At 48.6% G+C, this 18,515-nt stretch carries 32 protein-coding genes; 29 read left to right on the top strand and 3 right to left on the bottom strand.

What is annotated here, in order from left to right:
- The first annotated feature begins 6 nt into the window (after nt 1-6).
- The 9 genes from VRUMOI_RS17910 to VRUMOI_RS17870 all read left to right on the top strand — a co-directional run bounded on the left by VRUMOI_RS17910 (nt 7) and on the right by VRUMOI_RS17870 (nt 3,958).
- Nucleotides 7-453 (top strand): Fe3+-siderophore ABC transporter permease, encoded by a 447-nt coding sequence (locus VRUMOI_RS17910; RefSeq protein ID WP_000919345.1) that lies wholly within the window; start codon nt 7-9, stop codon nt 451-453.
- Entirely contained in the window at nt 450-968 is a 519-nt protein-coding gene (locus tag VRUMOI_RS17905; RefSeq protein ID WP_089140466.1) for a nitrite reductase, read from the top strand. Before VRUMOI_RS17910 ends, VRUMOI_RS17905 begins: the two co-directional genes overlap by 4 nt.
- A complete protein-coding gene (locus tag VRUMOI_RS17900; RefSeq protein WP_089140465.1) occupies nt 968-1,198 on the top strand; it encodes a hypothetical protein in 231 nt (76 codons plus the stop codon). The genes VRUMOI_RS17905 and VRUMOI_RS17900 overlap by 1 nt, the downstream gene beginning before the upstream one ends.
- Nucleotides 1,185-2,042, top strand: coding sequence for a hypothetical protein (locus VRUMOI_RS17895; protein WP_071681537.1), 858 nt, complete (start codon nt 1,185-1,187; stop codon nt 2,040-2,042). Before VRUMOI_RS17900 ends, VRUMOI_RS17895 begins: the two co-directional genes overlap by 14 nt.
- A 25-nt stretch (nt 2,043-2,067) precedes the next feature.
- Nucleotides 2,068-2,256 carry a hypothetical protein gene (locus VRUMOI_RS19550; RefSeq protein ID WP_071681535.1) on the top strand — a complete coding sequence of 63 codons (189 nt, stop codon included), beginning with the start codon at nt 2,068-2,070 and terminating at the stop codon, nt 2,254-2,256.
- A gap of 15 nt (nt 2,257-2,271) precedes the next feature.
- A complete protein-coding gene (locus VRUMOI_RS17885; RefSeq protein WP_071681532.1) occupies nt 2,272-2,799 on the top strand; it encodes a thermonuclease family protein in 528 nt (175 codons plus the stop codon).
- Nucleotides 2,800-2,867: 68 nt separating this feature from the next.
- Complete coding sequence (locus VRUMOI_RS17880; RefSeq protein WP_089140464.1) at nt 2,868-3,293, top strand: P-loop NTPase family protein; 426 nt, start codon at nt 2,868-2,870, stop codon at nt 3,291-3,293.
- Nucleotides 3,294-3,302: 9 nt separating this feature from the next.
- Nucleotides 3,303-3,575: an HU family DNA-binding protein gene (locus VRUMOI_RS17875; protein ID WP_013141679.1), complete on the top strand. Its 273-nt coding sequence runs from the start codon at nt 3,303-3,305 to the stop codon at nt 3,573-3,575.
- A gap of 89 nt (nt 3,576-3,664) precedes the next feature.
- Nucleotides 3,665-3,958 (top strand): chromosome segregation protein ParM, encoded by a 294-nt coding sequence (locus VRUMOI_RS17870; protein WP_071681628.1) that lies wholly within the window; start codon nt 3,665-3,667, stop codon nt 3,956-3,958.
- A 28-nt stretch (nt 3,959-3,986) separates the two neighbouring features.
- Here the strand turns inward: VRUMOI_RS17870 and VRUMOI_RS17865 are convergent, their stop codons facing one another.
- On the bottom strand, nt 3,987-4,289 hold the full coding sequence (locus VRUMOI_RS17865) for an XRE family transcriptional regulator (protein WP_071681528.1): 303 nt from the start codon (nt 4,287-4,289) through the stop codon (nt 3,987-3,989).
- Between the two features lie 5 nt (nt 4,290-4,294).
- Complete coding sequence (locus VRUMOI_RS17860; protein ID WP_013141682.1) at nt 4,295-4,645, bottom strand: type II toxin-antitoxin system RelE/ParE family toxin; 351 nt, start codon at nt 4,643-4,645, stop codon at nt 4,295-4,297.
- Nucleotides 4,646-5,084: 439 nt separating this feature from the next.
- Here VRUMOI_RS17860 and VRUMOI_RS17850 point away from each other — a divergent pair, with 439 nt between their 5' ends.
- From VRUMOI_RS17850 to VRUMOI_RS17840, 3 genes are read left to right on the top strand one after another with little or no spacing between them, the layout of a single operon-like run.
- Nucleotides 5,085-5,279, top strand: a complete 195-nt coding sequence (locus tag VRUMOI_RS17850) for a hypothetical protein (RefSeq protein ID WP_071681524.1) — start codon at nt 5,085-5,087, stop codon at nt 5,277-5,279.
- A gap of 10 nt (nt 5,280-5,289) precedes the next feature.
- Nucleotides 5,290-5,661, top strand: a complete 372-nt coding sequence (locus VRUMOI_RS17845) for a hypothetical protein (RefSeq protein WP_071681522.1) — start codon at nt 5,290-5,292, stop codon at nt 5,659-5,661.
- Nucleotides 5,654-6,124: a hypothetical protein gene (locus VRUMOI_RS17840; RefSeq protein WP_071681520.1), complete on the top strand. Its 471-nt coding sequence runs from the start codon at nt 5,654-5,656 to the stop codon at nt 6,122-6,124. Before VRUMOI_RS17845 ends, VRUMOI_RS17840 begins: the two co-directional genes overlap by 8 nt.
- A gap of 14 nt (nt 6,125-6,138) precedes the next feature.
- On the opposite strand, the gene VRUMOI_RS17835 is transcribed toward VRUMOI_RS17840, so the two are convergent.
- Complete coding sequence (locus VRUMOI_RS17835; protein WP_071681518.1) at nt 6,139-6,480, bottom strand: hypothetical protein; 342 nt, start codon at nt 6,478-6,480, stop codon at nt 6,139-6,141.
- A gap of 96 nt (nt 6,481-6,576) precedes the next feature.
- Here VRUMOI_RS17835 and VRUMOI_RS17830 point away from each other — a divergent pair, with 96 nt between their 5' ends.
- From VRUMOI_RS17830 to VRUMOI_RS17735, 17 genes are all read left to right on the top strand, one after another.
- Complete coding sequence (locus VRUMOI_RS17830) at nt 6,577-7,080, top strand: DUF1643 domain-containing protein (protein WP_071681517.1); 504 nt, start codon at nt 6,577-6,579, stop codon at nt 7,078-7,080.
- 583 nt (nt 7,081-7,663) lie between these two features.
- Nucleotides 7,664-8,596: a hypothetical protein gene (locus VRUMOI_RS17820; protein ID WP_071681513.1), complete on the top strand. Its 933-nt coding sequence runs from the start codon at nt 7,664-7,666 to the stop codon at nt 8,594-8,596.
- A 74-nt stretch (nt 8,597-8,670) separates the two neighbouring features.
- Nucleotides 8,671-10,134 (top strand): AAA family ATPase, encoded by a 1,464-nt coding sequence (locus VRUMOI_RS17815; RefSeq protein ID WP_089140463.1) that lies wholly within the window; start codon nt 8,671-8,673, stop codon nt 10,132-10,134.
- A gap of 61 nt (nt 10,135-10,195) precedes the next feature.
- Entirely contained in the window at nt 10,196-10,588 is a 393-nt protein-coding gene (locus VRUMOI_RS19390) for a hypothetical protein (RefSeq protein WP_089140462.1), read from the top strand.
- 48 nt (nt 10,589-10,636) lie between these two features.
- Entirely contained in the window at nt 10,637-10,831 is a 195-nt protein-coding gene (locus VRUMOI_RS19385; RefSeq protein WP_038268709.1) for a DUF2997 domain-containing protein, read from the top strand.
- A 44-nt stretch (nt 10,832-10,875) separates the two neighbouring features.
- A complete protein-coding gene (locus VRUMOI_RS19380; RefSeq protein ID WP_231897580.1) occupies nt 10,876-12,012 on the top strand; it encodes a hypothetical protein in 1,137 nt (378 codons plus the stop codon).
- Nucleotides 12,013-12,023: 11 nt separating this feature from the next.
- Nucleotides 12,024-12,314: a hypothetical protein gene (locus VRUMOI_RS17795; RefSeq protein ID WP_089140460.1), complete on the top strand. Its 291-nt coding sequence runs from the start codon at nt 12,024-12,026 to the stop codon at nt 12,312-12,314.
- 10 nt (nt 12,315-12,324) lie between these two features.
- Nucleotides 12,325-12,672: a hypothetical protein gene (locus tag VRUMOI_RS17790; protein WP_089140459.1), complete on the top strand. Its 348-nt coding sequence runs from the start codon at nt 12,325-12,327 to the stop codon at nt 12,670-12,672.
- Nucleotides 12,669-13,097 carry a hypothetical protein gene (locus tag VRUMOI_RS17785; protein ID WP_089140458.1) on the top strand — a complete coding sequence of 143 codons (429 nt, stop codon included), beginning with the start codon at nt 12,669-12,671 and terminating at the stop codon, nt 13,095-13,097. Before VRUMOI_RS17790 ends, VRUMOI_RS17785 begins: the two co-directional genes overlap by 4 nt.
- Entirely contained in the window at nt 13,090-13,659 is a 570-nt protein-coding gene (locus tag VRUMOI_RS19295; protein ID WP_162598454.1) for a hypothetical protein, read from the top strand. Before VRUMOI_RS17785 ends, VRUMOI_RS19295 begins: the two co-directional genes overlap by 8 nt.
- 11 nt (nt 13,660-13,670) lie before the next feature.
- On the top strand, nt 13,671-14,237 hold the full coding sequence (locus VRUMOI_RS17770; RefSeq protein ID WP_089140457.1) for a hypothetical protein: 567 nt from the start codon (nt 13,671-13,673) through the stop codon (nt 14,235-14,237).
- 224 nt (nt 14,238-14,461) lie between these two features.
- Nucleotides 14,462-15,400, top strand: a complete 939-nt coding sequence (locus tag VRUMOI_RS17765) for a ParB/RepB/Spo0J family partition protein (protein ID WP_022635571.1) — start codon at nt 14,462-14,464, stop codon at nt 15,398-15,400.
- A 431-nt stretch (nt 15,401-15,831) separates the two neighbouring features.
- Nucleotides 15,832-16,200, top strand: coding sequence for a hypothetical protein (locus VRUMOI_RS17750; protein ID WP_219921394.1), 369 nt, complete (start codon nt 15,832-15,834; stop codon nt 16,198-16,200).
- Complete coding sequence (locus VRUMOI_RS17745) at nt 16,193-17,443, top strand: DNA-methyltransferase (RefSeq protein ID WP_071681507.1); 1,251 nt, start codon at nt 16,193-16,195, stop codon at nt 17,441-17,443. The genes VRUMOI_RS17750 and VRUMOI_RS17745 overlap by 8 nt, the downstream gene beginning before the upstream one ends.
- Nucleotides 17,440-17,640, top strand: a complete 201-nt coding sequence (locus tag VRUMOI_RS17740) for a hypothetical protein (protein ID WP_071681505.1) — start codon at nt 17,440-17,442, stop codon at nt 17,638-17,640. The genes VRUMOI_RS17745 and VRUMOI_RS17740 overlap by 4 nt, the downstream gene beginning before the upstream one ends.
- Nucleotides 17,641-17,677: 37 nt before the next feature.
- Complete coding sequence (locus tag VRUMOI_RS19290; RefSeq protein WP_071681503.1) at nt 17,678-17,860, top strand: hypothetical protein; 183 nt, start codon at nt 17,678-17,680, stop codon at nt 17,858-17,860.
- Between the two features lie 132 nt (nt 17,861-17,992).
- On the top strand, nt 17,993-18,211 hold the full coding sequence (locus VRUMOI_RS17735) for a hypothetical protein (protein WP_071681501.1): 219 nt from the start codon (nt 17,993-17,995) through the stop codon (nt 18,209-18,211).
- Nucleotides 18,212-18,515 lie beyond the last annotated feature (304 nt).

The raw sequence follows: 18,515 nt of genomic DNA, 5'->3' as shown, positions 1-18,515 counted from the left end.
AGGGCAATGCTAAAACGCGGAATTATCAATCTCGCTGCTAGTTACATCATTGTTGATGCCCTACTCCGGAATGCAGCAATTTGGATTTTTGGCTTGTCTTTCTCCGTTGGTGGCACTTACGTCACTGGCGAGGCCAGTACATGGGTCGTTTACCTAGCCACTTCTGGTGCAATGACACTCTGTTCTGTCGTAACAGCCTACCTGCTCGTGACCTATCACCGCTGGGGACTGATGACGGCCAGGGTCTGGTTGCTATTGAGTGCCTGCCTAAACGGCTATGCCGTCTATTTGAGTAGCCACAACATCCAGTTGGTGGTGGCACTGCTTTCCAGCCTGTTTATTGCTTTGTGGATGCTCAAGACCCTTGAGCAACCAGCCGTGAAGGGGACGTACAAGGTAATCGCTGATCTTCACCGTCAGCTATGGGGAATGTTGAAGGGGCAAACACAATGACGACGAATACTCAAAACGCGAACGCCAACCAGGTTCGGTCTTTACGCGACATGCTTGTCCCCGCCCTGTTGTTCTATGTGGTGATGACGGCCATGTTTGTGGGTCTTGACGCATTCATGGATAAACCCACCAGCATGAACCTGCCATTTATGCCGTTCCTTGTCTCGATGGTGATTTTTACCAGTGACGCACGTCGAGCGTGGGACTGGCGAAACGGGACCAAGGTTGTAGCCGTATTGACTGCGGTAGCCATGCTGTTGGCATTCATCTATCAGCTCGCGGTCGGAGAGATGAATCTCTTAGGGGTTGGTATATACCCGGCCACAGCCATCCTTCTGTTGGCAATCACCTGGGTGATTCGCGCTATCGGAAAGACGGCACCTTTCCAGTTCCTGGGGGGACACCTGGCGCGGTTTGGTACATCGAAGTGGGTCCAGCGTACCGCCGCAGTCATTGTGCTCGCGGGAGGCCTTGCCATCACTGTCTATGCCTACTGGCTTAACCACGGGAGCTGATGATGATCATTGCAACGAAGAACGGCTTGCTGGTGGCCGCAGAACTAATCAAGGAAGAGGCCGGGTACTGGCTACTACAGCCTCGTGACCAAAAGACGCCGGTCATGGTGAATAAGCAGGATGACAATAAACGCGCTTTCACGCATATGGGAGACGCCCTTCGCTGGGCCGGTGATCCTGAGCTTGCAAAGCAGTTCGATGACGTGAGGGAAGAACATGCAAATTCGTGACTACATGACAAAGTTGTTTGACGCATTCGGTGATGCACAAGAAGTCACCCGAGAAATGCTTCTGGAGCAGGCAGAGCTCATTCATACGATTAGCGACAAGTGTCAAAGCACAGGCCTGTTTCTGGACAGTCAGGCTCGTTTCAACCAGTTCGTTCAAGAGATTGAGGCTGACGACAAGGTGGAGGATCGGTTGCTTCATGCTTGGTGCTGGGTGATAGACAGGATAGTGAAGGCACCAACATCCTTTCATATGGATGGGGCTGTGATTTTGACAATGCCTCTGGTCGCAAAATACCTGCCACCTGTTGAACGGGAGCCGGAAACCATCGTGGTGAATCTCGATGAGGACTACAAGGCTCCTGTAGGCAACCAAACACTCTGCGAGCTCATTATGGAACGGAGGCATTGGCCGCAAGGTGCAACGTGTGCGACCCAAGATGCGGACGGGGGAGTTCTCTACTGGGACGCCCCGGTTGATTTGGTAGAGGAAGGCAGAAAGGTTGCCGGTAAGCACGGCATGATGGCCGAGGTTGGATTAAAGCATCAAGTCGATGCCTGGTATGCTGACATGAACGATATACGTCTAGCAACCGATTGGAATTCCTCTGTCATCACGCCTCACTGTTTGCTGCTTGCCTATCTTGATGTGCTCCAAAAGAACAAAGTGCCGTTTGATGAGGGGGTGCGACTCGCTGCCGAATGGGTAACGCAACTTGGTGGGGAGTCTCATGAAGATACCGAGGAAGAGCCAGAAGCTGAGGCTACGGTTCTTTCTCTGGGGAGAGCCACAGCTCATTGCTTCAAGCCTTACCCGGACACGAAGAATTTCTATTACGAGGCATAAGCCTCAATCAAACAGGAGAAACAACATGCGATACCATGTATTTAAAACGAAGGAAGGTGGGCAGCCGGTGTTTACTGCACCTTGGTACTGGTTAGCCTCAACCATAGCAAACTGGTCATCACTTAAATGGGATGCTTGTCGAATCGTAGATAGCAAGGTGAATGAGACAAGGCTCTGCTGGGCCAAGGCATTGCCTGCTGAAAAAAACAATTAATTTGGTGGAGTGACTATGACTGTGGGTTTTGTGAAAAAGATGAGGATTTCAGCGTTCCTATCAGCAATGCTGGTGCTGGCTCCTCATGTGTGGGCAGAGACCTTCACTGCAAAGGTTGTGGGGGTGTCTGATGGTGATACGGTCAAAGTGCTAACGGAACAAAGCTGCGATACCGGGAAAGACTGCCGGAGTGGCAAGATCCAGTACAGAGTAAGGCTCGCGGAGATCGATACCCCAGAGAAAAAGCAGCCATACGGCTCAAAGGCGAAGCAGGCCTTATCAGATCTGGTGTTTGGTCGAATGATCAAAGTGGAGCAAATCGACAAAGACCGCTATGGCCGCCTGGTTGCCAATCTCTATGTCGATGGCAAGTGGGTCAATGCGGAAATGGTTCGCTCTGGTAGTGCGTGGGTATACCGGCAGTACGCCAAAACACCGGAGCTGTTCAAGCTGGAGGCCGAGGCTAAAGCAGATAAGCGAGGCCTTTGGGCGTTACCAGAATCAGAGAGAACCCCACCTTGGGAATGGCGTAGGAAAGACTAAGTTTTTGATGCGCTGTACCTGATGGTCAAAGTTTTAGTCGATTTTATTCACGAATGCAGGAGTTAAGAATGAGAAAATTAATACAGGAAGCTGTGGCCGATATAGATAGCAGAAACCCTGGGATAGAAAATGCGATAAGCATAGCTCTTAATCAAGGGAAAATTCCGTTACTGGTCGGTAGCTCAGGAACAGGAAAAAGTGTCCTTGCCACAAGAGCTCTTGGATTGCCTTACGAATCGGGCGACAAGATAATTGAACTCTATTGGGAAAAAAAAGGACAAAAGCTCTCCAGTAGAGACTATTTTCAACCGACGGAAAATGGAACGTTATTGATAGACGAAATTCATTGCTACCAACAAGGCGATGAATTGGATCATGTGCTGGCGCTGGCTATTAGTCATGATATGAAGGTAGTCATAACATCACAAAACATTGGGGATGTAGATCCTCAAATATTGAAAAACAAACGAATTGTTCAAATTAATTTGCACTAAGGGGACGATATGAACAAAAGCGAACTGATTATGAAAGTGGCCGAAGACGCTGACATTAGCAAAGCAAAGGCCGAAGCTGCGGTGAATGCGCTGATCAACTCAGTGACAGAGGAGCTTAAAGCAGGTGGAACTGTGGCGCTCACTGGTTTTGGTACTTTCCAAGTCAAGGAACGCGCTGCGCGAACCGGGAGAAATCCCCAGACTGGTGAGAATATCCAAATCGCTGCGGCCAAGATACCTGGGTTTAAAGCTGGTAAGGGGCTAAAAGACTCCGTTAACTAGCTCTTAATCATGTGACACATGAATAAGATTTACATAAGGCTCCTTTTGTGGGAGCCTTATTCATATCAGACATGAATAAGGGGGGCGGCGTGAGACTGTCGTCAACGCAGAAGGATGTTCTGTTCATTCTATACGCAATTGAGGCTGGTGGAAAAGCCCAGCCTGTTCCTGGCGTGAAAATACTGGAGATGATCAACTCATCGCGTCATAGCGGTATTCATGGAACGAATTTCCGAACATCATGCCACACGCTGGTGGAGAATGGTTTATTGAGTAAGTACAGGAACCCTTCTCTAAAGCTGGCTTTTAAGCTAACCGAAGATGGTAGGGAACGTGCAGGAGAGATATACCGCAAGCGGCTAGAAGAAGATCAGGAGAAGTAATACGCCCCGCTCCGGGGCGTAGTGCATGTTAAACAGAAAAACCGTAGTGGGTGCCGTCCGGCAGTTCCACATCGAGTCGCAGCTTACCGCCGGATGCCTCAACGTAGCGCTTAATGGACGAAAGTTTTAGATCTCGTCCAGGTTTCTCCATATCAGAGACTGTCGGTTGTTTAACCCCCAGAGAAGCAGCAATTTCACCTTGGGTGAGTTTCATGCGAGAGCGAAGCTCTGCTAGGTGGATGTTCAGCAACATTTCAGTCGCCGCTTTCTGTGCTTTGGCAACAACATCAGGCTTTTCTGTTGCCAGCATTTGGTCAAGAGTTCTTGCCATAACGTTTACTCCTTCTTTAATTTATCCAAGTGCGCCGCAAATTCACGGTCTGCAATTGGGATCATTACTTCATAAAATCGTTTCTCATCCCCAGTCTTATTACCGGCACAGAGAAGAATCCCCTTACGCTTTGGATCGAATGCAAAGAACGCTCTGAGAGGATCTCCTTTGCTTTGAACCCGTAGCTCTTTCATGTTGCTGTAGGATGAACCGTTCACAGTGTCAGCGTATGGCCTCGAAAGCATAGGACCTCTGTCACGAAGTACCATCATCGAAGCAAGGACGTTGGCTCTATCAGTATCATCCAGAGCATCGAACCACTCATCAAAGGTGTCGGTTGTCTCGATGGCCCACATGATTCCTCCTTACTTAATATAGGTGCAATACTATATAGATTCAAACCTATAATCAAGAAAAATCGACGACTGGGGTTTGATCCAAGCGAGCAGGTGTAAACAAGAAAACTTTCACATGTGAAAGTCTTGCAAGGCGTCTTTTTATTGTTTACAGTATCATAAAGTGAATCTGTAAAGGTGCGAGATGAATGTGCTTCCAACGAAAAGCTGGCCTTGGGCGTTATAACTCAGCCAGACCTGAATGGCTGGCGGCGTACCGAAACGCAAGATGTATGAGAAACTCAGGTAAAGAGCCTGATGCTTCTCTTTCCGGGATAGCTTGGAAGGCGCAACTCATTGTTGCCCACGAAAGAGACGGAATTGACAACCTGGCAGTCCCTTTGGAAGCCAGATTGATAGCAAAGAACCTCATCAACGAGATTCTTGCTGAGGAGAACTGATGGACGAAAAAATCACCTACGAAGAAATGATTGAACAACTCGATCAGAAAGGCATCCGCATTACCAATGGTGCGCGACGGCTTTATGTCGCGTTGAACAATGGAGTAAAAGCTGAGGTGCTGGGTAACTGCGGTCCCGCGACAATCAGCTTGGTTGACGGAATAATTGTTGTGGAAGAGCAAACTCTCCACTAAGGGCAGCAGCATGGGCAAAAAAGTACATATCATTTGCGGAAAGTGTGGCAGTGACGAGATGAACTTTGTCATCAATGAACACTGTCCAGACGATCCACAGAATGTTGCCAGTATGTCCTGCTCAAACTGTTGCGAACTGACAGGCATAGCCGAGTGGTCGGAATTTAATGGCCGGGAGTTGAAAGGTGAAGCAGTCGCCCTATCAGCATCGGCAAGCGTGAATGCTCTTCTGGGATTGCTTCGCCAGGCGATGGACAGCGTTGAGTATCGCCTCTATGGCGGGGACATGTCATTGAGCGGTCATGATGCTGCCGAACTGATAGACCTCCAGGAGCGAGCAGAAAAGGCCTTATCTGCTCTTCGGAGTGATCAGCATGAGTGATTTATACGAACCGCTTGAGTTTGTGTTCTGTGGATTTAGGAAAGGGGACGCTGGGCTCTTTATCTCGGTAGCTACTTTGCGCGATGGCGTTTTAGGCCGTGAGATGTATTTCTCAAAAGCCAAAAGCAAAAGGCGCTGGGTTGTCGGTGGCATTTACTCAGGGGCCTCTTTTTCAGACAGCGGAGCAAAGGGTCTGGATGATGCTCGTTACGTTAAAGCATGGGAGGTGCAGGGCGACCAGATAGAGTGGCAAGCAAAAAGCGAGCAAGCCGAAGCCTTGGCGCGGAGCGAGAAACTTGAAGCCGACGATAGGAAGCGCAATGAACTCGAAGAGGTGATGTTACCCATCAGGAAGCAATATGGGGCATTAATAAAACGTCGTGATAGAGCAGGGGCCGCAGCTCTTGAAGAAGCTGTCCTGAGAGCGCTGAGAGCGCCCATCAGGAAGGCTGAGGAGAAATAACCGTGGAGCCAGTCTTAGCTAAAGCATTCGCCGGTTTTAAAGTCGTAGCTATACGTGCCCATCAGATTGGCTTTGCGGCTTTTCTTGCCATTGGTGTTTGCTGGAGCTGGCGCTTTAGGGGTAGCAAGTACGCCATAGAACAGGATACCAGCAAGAGCCGCTTGCCATGCGAAAACAGCAACCAGAACCCAAAAAGCAGCCGCCAGAACCGGCAGTTTGTGCAGAAGATTAAGCACTGGTTTGCTCCAAACAACTACCGGGATAGCGAGCACTGCGTAACCCCAGTTGGTCGCCTCAAGCATAGCTAGTCCAAGAACAACAATAGCCATCAGCGCGATATTCAGTACATGTTTCATGGTTATTTCTCCTTTTCAATTTACACTTTAATCCTATCACAGCATTAAAAAATGCAACCGTGAATAGGCGTTTTTCAGACAAAAAGAGGTGATATTTTGAGTGCAATTATCAGCAAGTGCGGCATGTACCGATACCGTCTTGAAAGGGATGTGCAACCCGAAGGCCTTGTGTTTGGTTATTTTGGTGTAAACGGCTCTACGGCCACGGCCACCGAGGACGATCACACAGTTAGAAAGTGGATAGGGTTTACCAAGGTCAACGGAGGGAGGCGATTCATAGTCGGTAATGCTTTTGCTTTTCGGGCGACCGACGTTCGTGAGCTGGCTACGGCGGTTGATCCTGTCGGGCCTGAAAATGAAATTCATCTGGAAAGGATTATTCGAGATGCTGATGTGCTGGTGCCCTGTTGGGGGAGCCGAACTAAACTGCCTAAGCCTCTCCACATTCATCTGGATAGACTTTTTGAGCGGCTGGTTGCATCTGGTAAGCCGGTCATGACATTCGGTGTTACTGGATCAGGAGATCCGAAACATCCTTTGATGCTTGGATACTCGACACGCCTTACCCTCTGGGAGGGAAATAACTATGGTAATGATTGAAGCTCATGTAAAGAAGTAGCTAAAGGACAACTATTTTGTAAGGGCGGCTTTGGCCGCTTTCTTTTTAATATTTACAGCATCACATAATGATACTATGATTGTGTGAATTTATTTTTGGAGGCGATTATGCTTACGGCGAAATGTATAGGGTGCGGATGCACAGATGATCATGCTTGTGTTGAAAATGGTCAACCATGCCACTGGCTTCGTGTAAATCGAGTGGAAGGGTTGGGGGTTTGCTCATCGTGCCCGGACGCTCTCGATCAATTTGTATCAACAGGACAGGAACAAACAACTACACAGGAACACTACCGAAACAGTCCTGAATGGAAGGATTTTTCGTCACGCATTGGTAATGCGCTATGCGGGGGAAGGAGCAAAGGAGAGTAACGTAAATCGGCTATGCCGTTTTTATTTGTTTATTATAGGGTCACTTTATAACCCTATAACAATTGAGCCTGTAATTGCCCAAAATGGGCGTGAACAGGAAGGGGATAAGGTGTGGTACTGAGGCAAAATACTTTGTACTAGCAGAACAAAGCAAGAATGAACTTTCACATGTGAAAGTTTTGGGGGGAACTGGATGGAACAAGAGATTCAAAATTACTTGGCTAAAGACCAGCAATACCTGGATAGGATTGCCAGTGCCCTTAGTCAGGTTAAAGAAAAAGGGGGGGAATACGATGCGTTCTGTCGGCAGCGCGCATCGTTGGGGTTCTGGCAAAAAATCAAAACATTCTGGCAGTTTCGCAGGGACATCGCCGTTATACGGTCAGCACTGAAAGGCTGTAACAGCAATTTACGAAATTTGCATCGGGAGAGGGAAAGCCTCAAGGAGGCTCTGATTGCTCGGGTTGTTAAGCAAGCGATTGATGGTAGCCAAATTCTGGAACGAATCACCCAAGCTCAGGATAGGCTTGACGCTGCATCTCGGCTCCACGAGAGCAATAAGCGACTGGTGGACATGGGGCAAAAAGCCTTACGCGAAATCAGTGAGGCCTCCTCCAGTGTTTCGTCAGCACAATCAATGGAAGTTCTCGACCTTGTGACTGACAACAAGGGGATTTCCGTCATGTCGTCGATGTCCAACTCCTCGGCCAGCAGTGAAATAAACGATGCGAAAAGAGCTGTGAAAGCCTTCGCAAATACCCTGGGGGAGCATCGTGACATTGTGGGCTCGCTGCACCACTCAATGGCAACAGAGTTTATCGATCTAGGCATGGACTTTGCCGGTTTGAATGATGGTTTCGACTTTGGGAGCGTCTTCTCGCTGTTCAGCTTGTCGTCTGCTAGTTCGTCTCTGGACAAAGTAGAGTCTCGCGTTGAATCACTGATGCCAGATCTAAAACGAGCCGCCTCCAATTCGGCAGCAGAGTATGCCCGTGTTAACGAAGAGTTCTTTGGCTTAAAACAGCAGGTTTGTAGCCAGTGGCGTGAGCTGCTGGTGGCAAGTGGTGTAGACGTATCTGTCAAGCTGTTTGAATCCTCTGTAGACCGCTACAGAGTTGGAAATTGAATATTTACAGTATCATAAAGTGATATTATGATATGAAGTGATGAACAATCCGAAATTTATTTAAAGGATAGGCGATGAGCGATATTACACAGCAAATGGACAAACTTGAAATCCCAATCAAATTGTCCTTTCCGGTCATAAACGTTAGCACCTTTGAGCTGGGCCGCGCAGAGAGCGTTTTCTCTGAAATTGCAAAAAAAGTCGGCAAGCACTTTATCGTGATGCCATTCAAGAAGCTGCCAGATCCAGGCACTATGAAGGCAATGGTAGATGAGGCCAAGAAAGCCTCGAAAAACGGCGTTGTCGTGTTCGACACTTTTTTCTTCGACCGTCAACGAGCAAACCCAGAAACACTCCCAGCGCTCAAATCATCCCTGACTTATCTGGAGAATGAAGGGATCAATTACATCATCGCTGGCAAAGATGTCTTTAATGAAGAGTTTGTCTATCACATCGACCTCCCGGCCATGAGTAATCAGGAAATCCTGACACTGCTCCAAACCTGTGAAGATAATGTGAAAGAGGGCGGTGTCTTCGAGAGCAACGAACGTTCTGTCATCGCAAACCATGCCCTTGGGTTATCACACACACAGATGAAAAATGTCTTCACCTACTCTGCTTACCTGAAATTCAAGGGTGAAGAATATCTGGGAGAAATTCGGAAAGAAAAAGCTCACATCTTGCGTGATGTAGGTCTTGATGTGTTAGAGGCCATTGATATTGGCAACGTGGGCGGCCTCGAAAACCTCAAAGAGTTCCTCCGGATTCGTAAAGCCGGTTGGGACAAAGACCTTCCCGTGAAAGGTGTGCTTCTGGCCGGTGTGCCTGGTGGTGGTAAATCGCTGACCGCCAAAGCCGCTGCTGGGGTACTTGGCACTACTCTGGTTCGCTTGGATATGGGCCGTTTCTACAGCAAGTATCTCGGTGAGACTGAGCGCCAATTTAACCGTGCATTACAGACCATTGAGCAGATCGCGCCAGTTGTTGTGTTGATTGATGAGATGGAGAAGTTCTTTGGCAATGCCGATGGTGAACACGAAGTATCCAAACGCCTACTTGGATCTTTCCTTTACTGGCTCCAGGAGCGAAAGAAGAAAATCTTCATTGTGGCGACGGCCAATAGAGTCCAGTCCCTACCTCCCGAACTGATGCGAGCTGGCCGTTGGGACCGGGCGTTCTTCATTGACCTACCGAGTGTGGCCGAGCGCCAGAAGATTTTTGAGATCCACCTTGCTAAGCAGAAAGCAGACATCGCCGAGTTCGATATGCCTACGCTACTCCGTACTACCGAGGGATACACCGGGGCAGAGATTGAACAGGCCGTAATTGACGCTATGTATCTGGCGAATGCCCAAGATACAGAACTCAATAATGAATCTCTGGTGGATGCGGTCACACGAATTACCCCAACCAGTGAAACTCGCCGGGAAGACATTAACCAGATCCGCAGCTTGCGAGATCAGGGCTTCTATCCGGCCAACAACTTCGATGTTCAAGAGCAGAATGGCTCTGGCCGCAAACTCGCCATCGAGGACTAAACGATTAACTTTGTTATGTCAGAACGTGGCATAACACCAGAAACAACTCAGGAGTGATGAGATGAGCCATATCGTAAAAGGAAAGGTGCAAGTCGCCTACAAAGATAAAGAGTTGCTTTTGAAGGCTCTGGAAGGTGTTGGCGTCGTTGTTGAAAACGAAAAACTGTATCGCGTAGGCGCTGGCTACACCTTAGAGAAATACCCGATTGTTCTGATCGACCAGAACAACAAGGAGCACCGGATTGGTTACAAGGAAAAAAACGGTGTCTGGGAGCAATACCAGGAAAACTACGGCTCTTATGGCCGCTGGACGCAGCAGGCAAGCAGCAAGGTGCAGGATCGCTACATTGCCTTCCACTACGAGCAACAGTTGAAAGAGGAAGGTTTCAGCGTGACGGTGAAGCAGCATCACGATGGCACTTTGGAACTGGAAGCTGAGGAAGCTGTTTGGTAATAGCGCCAAGGCAATCAGATTGGTTGAACTTAATAACGAGGTGACAAAGTGAAAAAGGTAAACATCAAAATCAAGGGTGGCAAGATTGCTGCCGATTTCACGGGATTCCAGGGTAAGACCTGTGAAGCGCTGGAGCAGCGTATTCGCCCGGAAGAGCTCGAAGTCGAAGAAAAAGAGCTGAAACCCGAGTACCACTTCAACGCTGGTCAAACCCAGCACGAAACGGAAAAGAACGAATGGTGATGAGAAGGACAGGGCGCGTCCCCCTTCTTTTGCTGGTTGGTCTCATGGTCGCAGCTCCTGCGGCCTTTGCCAGTGACTTTGTTACTGGCGTAGCTGTGGGGCAAATGCTCTCAGATGACTCAGGCAGCAAGAAGGCAGAGGACACTGGCCCAGAGAGTAAAACTGTCATTGATTACCATGACGGCCAGCCGGTTGTAACCAAAGTGGAGGCCTTCAAAAGTAACAAATGGCGCAAGTTGGACGGCCCTCAAGGCGGTTATTTTGTTTGCCCAGGTGAATACCGTAGCTACTCGGGAAGACTGCGCTGTCGTATTAATGATGATGGGTTTAATGGCTTTATGGGCGGTATGACCGATGCTCAGGAGCTGCCGCTCCAAGACGCCCTGACTAAGATGGAAGGTAAGCCCATCTCGTTACAAACCATTGAGGTCCACGGCAACAACCTGGCAGTTAAATACCAATTAGCTCCACCAGCACAAACACACGTCAAAACTCAGGATCTGGGGGTGGTTAAGCAAGAAGGTGAAGTGCAGAAGGTCGCTAGTCAGCAACCAGCGCCAGCTAATTTGAGCGTTCCAAAGGCCGACGCTACTAAACAGAAGATCACAACCCAAAACACGGACGGCAATACCAGTGCATTTCAAAGTCCATTCGAGGACGCCAGTGACGCCATGATTGGCTTTCTGGATAGCACGTTGATGAGGGTGCTGGCTATGACAATGCTCTTGTTTGGTATTGTAACTGGAATGATGAGACAGAGCTTTTCGGCTCTTGTGATGGGGATAATGCCTCCAATAATGATCATTACTGCCCCAACAGTCCTTAGTTCTATGTTTGAGAATACTGGCGCGGCCAGCGCCAATCCCGTTGAAGATAGCGGAAGTTCGTTTCCTTTCCTATTGGTGTTATTGCTGCCTGTACTCATTTTCTTTGCCTATCGGGCATTCATGAACAACCGGAGAGATTCAGAAATTGATGAGTTATTGAGGGAGGCTCGACTTTCTGAAAGAACAGAGCGTCCAAGTAATGAACCACCATCAGTGGATGAACTCCGTGAGCGCCAGCAGCAAAACACAGAAAGAGAACCTGTGGTTGTCAGTTCTTCGGCTCCAGCACCGAAAGTGCAAAAGGAAGAACCAATCGAAGTGCAGCCAGGCAAGCGCAAAATTATTTTGGATTAGTGAGATAGGGTATGAGCAATTTGAAAAAGGGGTTCTTTTATTTAGGTGGTTTTTTACTTCTTGCATGGGTTGGTAAAGCAATCTGGTTTGCAGTGCCCTCCAGTAGCGAGGTTTTTCAAAACGAAAAATTAGCGTTTGATTTCTCACACATCCAGATAAATGAGAAAGGCTGTGAGGTGACAAATGAAGACGGCAAGAAGTTGGTTTTCAAAGAAGGTGAAAAGTTAGTGCTTATTCCTAAAGGGACATTAATCACTGGAGAGTGTTTTGTAACTAAAAAAATTGAAGACTCAGAAGATTAATGGGGGTTTTATGAGCAAGAAGCGTATCGTAATCAAAAATGGTGAGGTCTGCGGATTTGCCGATGAGGTTTCCTTCAAAGGCCTCGATGTGAAGGAGTACAGTAAAAAAAGGGTTTCGCGCATCGTGCCAACAAACGGCTTACTCATGGTCGCGTTCTACGTTATTCGCGGACTTTGTTCCGACGAGTCAAAAGTTGCGGCATGGACTCGTGTGTGGCGTTGCCAGTGGAAAGTGCTGATTGATGGTAAGAGCTATGGCCCGTTCAGCAGTCGTTCGGATGCTATCGCGTTCGAGAAGGATGAAATCTACAAACAAGGTAAATTTTTTGCCGCCAACTCTCAAGAGGCAGCAGCATGATGATACGGGCGGTGATGGCCGCTCTATTATCGGTGTCGGTCTTGGGCTCTGCGTCTGGTTTGTCCGCACAAGAGCTGGTGGTAAGTCAGGTTGCTTTAGATAAGCCCATTGAGGCGCAGAAAGAAGCTACCTTCCACAATCGCAAGTGGACGTTAAGGACAGGCCAAGTTAGTGGATTCTTTATCTGTCAGGGGGATAGCAAAGACATTTACTACCGGCATGATAGGGTTGGCGCTCACTGCCAGAAGACATCGACTGGGTGGCGCAATGTACTGGGGCTCAGGGATGATGTTCCGGAAGTTGAGCTGAGCGTGTACCTGAGGACCGTTGAAGGCGTCCCAGTGAAAGTGCTTCACCAGGAAGTGGATGGTTACGATCTGAAAGTGCTGTACGTGGTTGCACGTAAAGGGCCAGCAGATGAGTGAGCAGGAGCGCCAGCCGCCACAGGGAGCGAAGATAAAAACAATGCCGTGTATAGCTGGCATCCCCTTACTGTCGGCGCTACTTATCGGTGCAGGGCTCTTCATTGGTCCAGCGTGGGGGGTAGCTGCTTTTATCTTGCACATAGCCATCAAGCGGCACATCTACAGAGAATATCGGGAGTTGCCATATCCAATGCCAACCAGCTCAAGAGCTATGGATCAGTTGAATGTTCTTCTTGTAAAGGGGATTCCTGAGGATTTTTTCCAACAGCTTGAGGCCGCTCGTGACTCTGGCGTGTCAGTACAAATCACCTGCCCGAAGAAACACCGATTGCTACAGATGTCGTTGAATCGCTATGCCAACCGCGTTGGTTGCTACCCGCAGTTCCGAGAAGGGGATGAGATAGCGATTGCGGTAACGGAACCCAGACCAAGAAGTGCTGGAGCTGGAAAGAGCTTGCCAAACATTCAGGATCTGAAATCGCCCGAGGATAGTCATGTTCTGTGCGAACCTGAACAACCGGTCGAAATTCAGAAAGATAAGCGCAAGATTATCTTGGATTAGGGTAGGTTGGAATGCGGTCATTTCTATACAGAATAGTGCTTCTTTGCTTAGTCATTATCATCCAGATAGGGTTAATCACCATTGATGCGAGCCCATTGGTTGTTGCCTTGTTCCTCTCGGTAACGGTTTTGGTTGCAGGCATGTGGATGGCATACCTTCATTCTCGATTTATGATGGCTATGACTCCAGTAGTCGTAGCTGTGCTGATGACGGTCATCGCCATAAAAGTGTTTGAGCCGAGATTCTTTGTTCCTGCCAACGAAAAAGGCTGGTTTCCTTTGTCATTATTCGTCTCGATACCGTTTTACATCTACTTGAGTTACCTGCTTGAGGTTGAGGAAAAGAGACGTGCATTCCGTGCCAATGTGATTGGCTTTTTGCGCGGTGCTGCGGAAGAGATCCGTCGTTCAACCAGAGAGCAACGAGAAGCAGGGAACAGTCACGATACAACAGAACAGGTCAGTCTTGACGAGCTACAAAGCCGTGAGGGCAAAGAGCCGGAAGTTATCAGCCCCACAACGGACCAGGAAGAACAAGGAGCTCCCAAGCGAGACAAGAGAAAGATCATTCTGGATTGAACATCCTGGCGCTTAGAACGATCAACACCAAAGCAAGATGTTAGGGGGGCCGATTATGCGTGAACATTTAGTCGAGTAGTTGTACTTGAGGTATGTGGCTCGTTTAGTGGTGAGAAGCAATTGATAACCCGGTACTGTAAAGCACTGGGTTTTTTTATACCGCACTGTTTACAGTATCAAAAAGTGATGCTATAAAGTGAGGAAGTCACAAGGAGAACCAACGAATGGCTGCTATCAATTCACTCCGCGCTCTTAAAGGCGTTACCGCCCCCGAAGAACTTAAAAAAGGGGATGGATTCACTATCGCTCCTCAGCTTCTTCTTGAAGAGGAAGGGTTTAACACCCGTGGTGCTTTCTGCGAGAACTACTACGAGCGCCCGGATATTAAGGCTGGAATTCGAGTTCTGGCCGATGCTTACAAGCGTGGCGACTATGTTCCGCCGATCATCGTCAAGGTTATCGACGGTAAGGTATATGTCCGTGAAGGGCATCGCCGTCGCCGTGCCATGTTACTCGCTATCGAGGAAGGCGCGGACATCCAGTTCGTGCAGGTCGTAGAGCACAAAGGCGATGAAGCTGAACAGAGCCTTCTGATCGCCACCAGCAACGATGGGCTCCCTCTTTCTCCACTTGAGCGAGCCGTGATCTACGCCCGGCTTGCAAACTGGGGTTGGAGTGACCAAATGATTGCCCAACGTGTTGGCCGCTCGGCTGAGCACGTTCGCATTGCTCGTGCCCTTCTGGAGATGCCGTTGGAGCTGAAACGGATGATTCAGGAAGGGGCAGTGGCCGCTACCTATGCTCAGGAGCTCTACAACGAGCATGGCACCAACGCCGTTGAGATCTTGAAAAAAGCACAGGAAGAACAAACCACTGGCAATGACGGTAAGAAGACTCCAAAAAAACTGACCAAAAAGTCTGTCGAGAAAGGTCCTCGTCTGGGAAAAAAAGTGGTTGAGGCTATGCACCGAGGCGTGAGCTCTATCACCAGTCGCCTGGATAACATCAAGCCGAACGATGACGGGGAAACGTTCACTCTGACTCTTAGCCGGGAAGATGTCGATGCGTTTCAGGAACTGAAAGCCAAGCTGGCTGAGCTGGAGCCAAAGGCCGAAGAACCCAATGAGGACCAGCAAGAGCTGGATCTGGCGGGTAATCAGTAATGGGGCGCTGTACTGTTGAGGATGCCATCCAGTTGCTGGAAGGAGGAACTATTGTTGCGGTAATAGCTGCTTCATCCGACTCAGGTGCGCTGGTAGTTTCCTCTATCAGGCTTGAGTCTGGACTGACAGTACAGTTTTCCCCTCCAGCGGCAGTAAGTGTCAGTGTTCAACTTTCGGAGACTGATGATGAACAGTGACCAAAGATCGTCTGAACTAACCAGACTAAGGCGTCAGCATAAGCTAGTTTGCACTGTCATCGCAGCCGTACTCATCTGTGCAGGTATATATGGGATCGTTGCACGTTTGGGCTTCATCCTGATGGCACCATTTTTTGTTATCGCCTTAGGAGTGTTGGTCGATGCGTTTCTGCCAAAAGTAAGTTGGTTCTTCTGTGTGCGGGACGTGAGAGACATCTTTGGGTGGAGAAAACGATGATTGTGAAAAGTGTTTTTGTGTGGTTAAAGGCCGGGGCAATACTGGCTTTCTTGTTCATCGGCATTATTGGTGCTGCTAACAGGATTTATTGGGTTAACAGCGAAGGATTGAGTCAGGGAGCGATGTCATCCGCATTGGTTATAGAAAAATTTGACCTAGATCTCGGTGAAATGTGCCGTTATGACAAACCACAGCATGTCGAGTTCAAAGTCCTTTATAACCAGACAATCCAGTTTCGCTGCTCTTGGTTTGAAGGTGGTGGGTTAACCTTGTGGCCTTTTTACACCGAGCATAACGTAAGTAGTGCCGAAGCAACCTCTGTGTTCAATGGCATATTCCAGAATATGGAGGGACATGATGAGTAACCAGTTAGAGCTCTTCCATGTCCAAGAAGCGTATGCCAAGGCGGATAAACCTTTATCCAATGACGAACTCTACGATTCAGTGGCGGAGCTCGCAGGGATTCCTAAAAGCGCTCTGAATGAACAAAGTGAAATTGGCAAGGCAAAGGTCAAGCGAAGCAAGCTGAAAAGGCAGATCCGCTGGTATCAGCAAACCCTCAAGTCGATGAACCTTATCCAAAAGGTAGACGGCGAGCGGGGTGTCTGGGAGCTATCAAGCAAAACCAAGAAGGGCCTGCATGAGGCTCTTGGCGGCGTTCGACTTGTCGCCTATTCAACAAATCTTGGACTGGCAGTGTGGTCAAACAACAGGAGCTTTTTCTCTGACCTCGATGAGCCGGTTCATCTGTGTGTTACATCGCCGCCGTTCCCGCTCCGGATACAGCGTGGCTATGGAAACGTTGATGAAGCCAAATGGGTGGATTTCATTACTCAGGCGCTCGAACCGATAGTCAAGAACCTTGTGCCTGGTGGAAGTGTTGTTCTGAATGTCAGCAATGACATCTTCGAGGCCAAGAGCCCCTCCAGATCTCTCTACGTTGAGAGAATGGTGCTGGCGCTCCATGACCGGCTCGGGCTGTCTCTCATGGATAGATGGCCGTGGATCAATCTGTCCAAACCACCAAGTCCTACCCAGTGGGCTTGTGTGAATCGTTACCAGTTGTGTTCCGGGTGGGAGCCTGTTTATTGGTTTACCAACGACCCTGACAGGGTGCGCTCAGACAACAGAAGGGTCTTAATCCCTCATACAGAGAAACATCAGAAGCTGATGGCCCAAGGCGGTGATAGCAGGGTGGTTAGTTATGGTGACGGGGCCTATCGACTGAGAGGGAACGCATTCTCTAATGTTACCGAAGGACGGATACCGAAGAACGTTATCCAACGCGGACACCGTTGTGCGGATACGCTGGAGCTTCGCAGGATCGCTAAAGAACTGGGATTGCCGCCGCACCCGGCCATGTTCCCAACAGACATTCCTGAGATGGCTATCCGCTTCCTGACAGAAGAGGGGGACCTGGTTGTTGATCCGTTCAGTGGGTCGAATAAGAGCGGGTTGGCCGCAGAAAGGAATAACCGGCGCTGGATCGCTTGTGACATCATCCTTGAGTACATTCGCACCCAGGCGGAAATGTTCACCGGCTTTGATGGATTTTGGATGAACCCAGCAATAGGAATGGTAGGAACGGGAGCAGGGCAATATTCATGAAGCGTGATTTATTAGAATCAATAGGGCTAGATGCTAGTCCCTTAGAGTTGGCGGCCAAAGCTGTGCTTCGTGAAGAGCTAGACCGTGTAGAAGTTCATCCTTGTGATGAAGGTGATGATGTGGTTGCTGCCAGGCATTTAACACAAGAGATGAAAATTTTGCTATCCGCTCTCACGGGCTATAAATTGTCGAAATAGCTTAGTTGATATTATTTAATAACAAAAAGAGGTTTGTATGAACGTAACAAAAGTCCTTCTTATTGCATTGATTGCTTCTGTATCAGCACTGCTCACGCTTTGGGTGGCGGGAGGTTTGACTATGAGCGGTTGGTATATTCCAATTGTTTTTTTGGTAATAGCTAGTGTCATTTCTGACAGGGCTGGCTTGGGGTCAATATCTGAGTTTTTTAAAATCTAAATGAAGGGAAATCGTATGTCAGCACAGCAATTGGCCGCTTTACTGGGGCAGCCACTTTGGAAAATTGAGCGAGCTCTGGCTGCGCTACGAGCCAAAGGCCTTATTGAAACCAACAAGTAAGGAATCCGCAAAATGATTCTGAGTTTTCTGGATTTCTTAATCATAGCGCTCATCATTCGTGGGCCTGAGTTGCTGCGCCTGTTTGTGGAGGTTTTGCAGTTCGGTTGTAGGCTTGATAAGGCGCAGTACGCGCTTGCCTGTGATGACCATGCTAATTTTCACTACAAAGAGAAGCCTTGCGTTTGGTTTAGAGCAAAGCTGGCAGTAAAAGCATTTGTTCTAAATAAGTAATAGGATACCGAACATGGCAACATGCTGACAGAAACGCTGTCATGTGTAATGGCTTACGCCGGAACGAGGCTCTGCACTGCCAAGCAGTTATTGGCGAATGAGCTTGGTGCTGCCCTGCTACAATTGCGCTGACAGTACAAACCTTCTAAAAACGCGGCCTTTATGGCCGTTTTTTGTTTCAAGTTTGTTTTAACAGAACCATAATTAGATATTGCAGTATCATTTTATGGTATGTACAATCTTTCACATGTGAAAGTTTGGGGGTGATATAAATCACCTGAAAGTAACCAAAATTGAGGTGGGT

The sequence above is a fragment of the Vibrio rumoiensis genome, assembly GCF_002218045.2.
GTDB lineage: Bacteria > Pseudomonadota > Gammaproteobacteria > Enterobacterales > Vibrionaceae > Vibrio > Vibrio rumoiensis.
The sequence above is the reverse complement of the archived record's forward strand: the minus strand, read 5'-3'. Positions and strand labels throughout refer to the sequence as shown.

Bases quoted from the DNA above. Each gene is read 5' to 3' on its own strand.
- VRUMOI_RS17735 (WP_071681501.1), top strand. From the start codon at position 17,993: ATGATTCTGAGTTTTCTGGATTTCTTAATCATAGCGCTCATCATTCGT.
- VRUMOI_RS17790 (WP_089140459.1), top strand. From the start codon at position 12,325: ATGAGCAAGAAGCGTATCGTAATCAAAAATGGTGAGGTCTGCGGATTT.
- VRUMOI_RS17835 (WP_071681518.1), bottom strand. From the start codon at position 6,480: ATGAAACATGTACTGAATATCGCGCTGATGGCTATTGTTGTTCTTGGA.
- VRUMOI_RS17750 (WP_219921394.1), top strand. From the start codon at position 15,832: ATGATTGTGAAAAGTGTTTTTGTGTGGTTAAAGGCCGGGGCAATACTG.
- VRUMOI_RS19290 (WP_071681503.1), top strand. From the start codon at position 17,678: ATGAACGTAACAAAAGTCCTTCTTATTGCATTGATTGCTTCTGTATCA.
- VRUMOI_RS17865 (WP_071681528.1), bottom strand. From the start codon at position 4,289: ATGGCAAGAACTCTTGACCAAATGCTGGCAACAGAAAAGCCTGATGTT.
- VRUMOI_RS17875 (WP_013141679.1), top strand. From the start codon at position 3,303: ATGAACAAAAGCGAACTGATTATGAAAGTGGCCGAAGACGCTGACATT.
- VRUMOI_RS17850 (WP_071681524.1), top strand. From the start codon at position 5,085: ATGGACGAAAAAATCACCTACGAAGAAATGATTGAACAACTCGATCAG.
- VRUMOI_RS17905 (WP_089140466.1), top strand. From the start codon at position 450: ATGACGACGAATACTCAAAACGCGAACGCCAACCAGGTTCGGTCTTTA.
- VRUMOI_RS17795 (WP_089140460.1), top strand. From the start codon at position 12,024: ATGAGCAATTTGAAAAAGGGGTTCTTTTATTTAGGTGGTTTTTTACTT.
- VRUMOI_RS17770 (WP_089140457.1), top strand. From the start codon at position 13,671: ATGCGGTCATTTCTATACAGAATAGTGCTTCTTTGCTTAGTCATTATC.
- VRUMOI_RS17785 (WP_089140458.1), top strand. From the start codon at position 12,669: ATGATGATACGGGCGGTGATGGCCGCTCTATTATCGGTGTCGGTCTTG.
- VRUMOI_RS17895 (WP_071681537.1), top strand. From the start codon at position 1,185: ATGCAAATTCGTGACTACATGACAAAGTTGTTTGACGCATTCGGTGAT.
- VRUMOI_RS19295 (WP_162598454.1), top strand. From the start codon at position 13,090: ATGAGTGAGCAGGAGCGCCAGCCGCCACAGGGAGCGAAGATAAAAACA.
- VRUMOI_RS19380 (WP_231897580.1), top strand. From the start codon at position 10,876: ATGGTCGCAGCTCCTGCGGCCTTTGCCAGTGACTTTGTTACTGGCGTA.
- VRUMOI_RS19550 (WP_071681535.1), top strand. From the start codon at position 2,068: ATGCGATACCATGTATTTAAAACGAAGGAAGGTGGGCAGCCGGTGTTT.
- VRUMOI_RS17765 (WP_022635571.1), top strand. From the start codon at position 14,462: ATGGCTGCTATCAATTCACTCCGCGCTCTTAAAGGCGTTACCGCCCCC.
- VRUMOI_RS17885 (WP_071681532.1), top strand. From the start codon at position 2,272: ATGACTGTGGGTTTTGTGAAAAAGATGAGGATTTCAGCGTTCCTATCA.
- VRUMOI_RS17880 (WP_089140464.1), top strand. From the start codon at position 2,868: ATGAGAAAATTAATACAGGAAGCTGTGGCCGATATAGATAGCAGAAAC.
- VRUMOI_RS17845 (WP_071681522.1), top strand. From the start codon at position 5,290: ATGGGCAAAAAAGTACATATCATTTGCGGAAAGTGTGGCAGTGACGAG.
- VRUMOI_RS17740 (WP_071681505.1), top strand. From the start codon at position 17,440: ATGAAGCGTGATTTATTAGAATCAATAGGGCTAGATGCTAGTCCCTTA.
- VRUMOI_RS17860 (WP_013141682.1), bottom strand. From the start codon at position 4,645: ATGTGGGCCATCGAGACAACCGACACCTTTGATGAGTGGTTCGATGCT.
- VRUMOI_RS17745 (WP_071681507.1), top strand. From the start codon at position 16,193: ATGAGTAACCAGTTAGAGCTCTTCCATGTCCAAGAAGCGTATGCCAAG.
- VRUMOI_RS17900 (WP_089140465.1), top strand. From the start codon at position 968: ATGATGATCATTGCAACGAAGAACGGCTTGCTGGTGGCCGCAGAACTA.
- VRUMOI_RS17820 (WP_071681513.1), top strand. From the start codon at position 7,664: ATGGAACAAGAGATTCAAAATTACTTGGCTAAAGACCAGCAATACCTG.
- VRUMOI_RS17815 (WP_089140463.1), top strand. From the start codon at position 8,671: ATGAGCGATATTACACAGCAAATGGACAAACTTGAAATCCCAATCAAA.
- VRUMOI_RS17840 (WP_071681520.1), top strand. From the start codon at position 5,654: ATGAGTGATTTATACGAACCGCTTGAGTTTGTGTTCTGTGGATTTAGG.
- VRUMOI_RS19390 (WP_089140462.1), top strand. From the start codon at position 10,196: ATGAGCCATATCGTAAAAGGAAAGGTGCAAGTCGCCTACAAAGATAAA.
- VRUMOI_RS17910 (WP_000919345.1), top strand. From the start codon at position 7: ATGCTAAAACGCGGAATTATCAATCTCGCTGCTAGTTACATCATTGTT.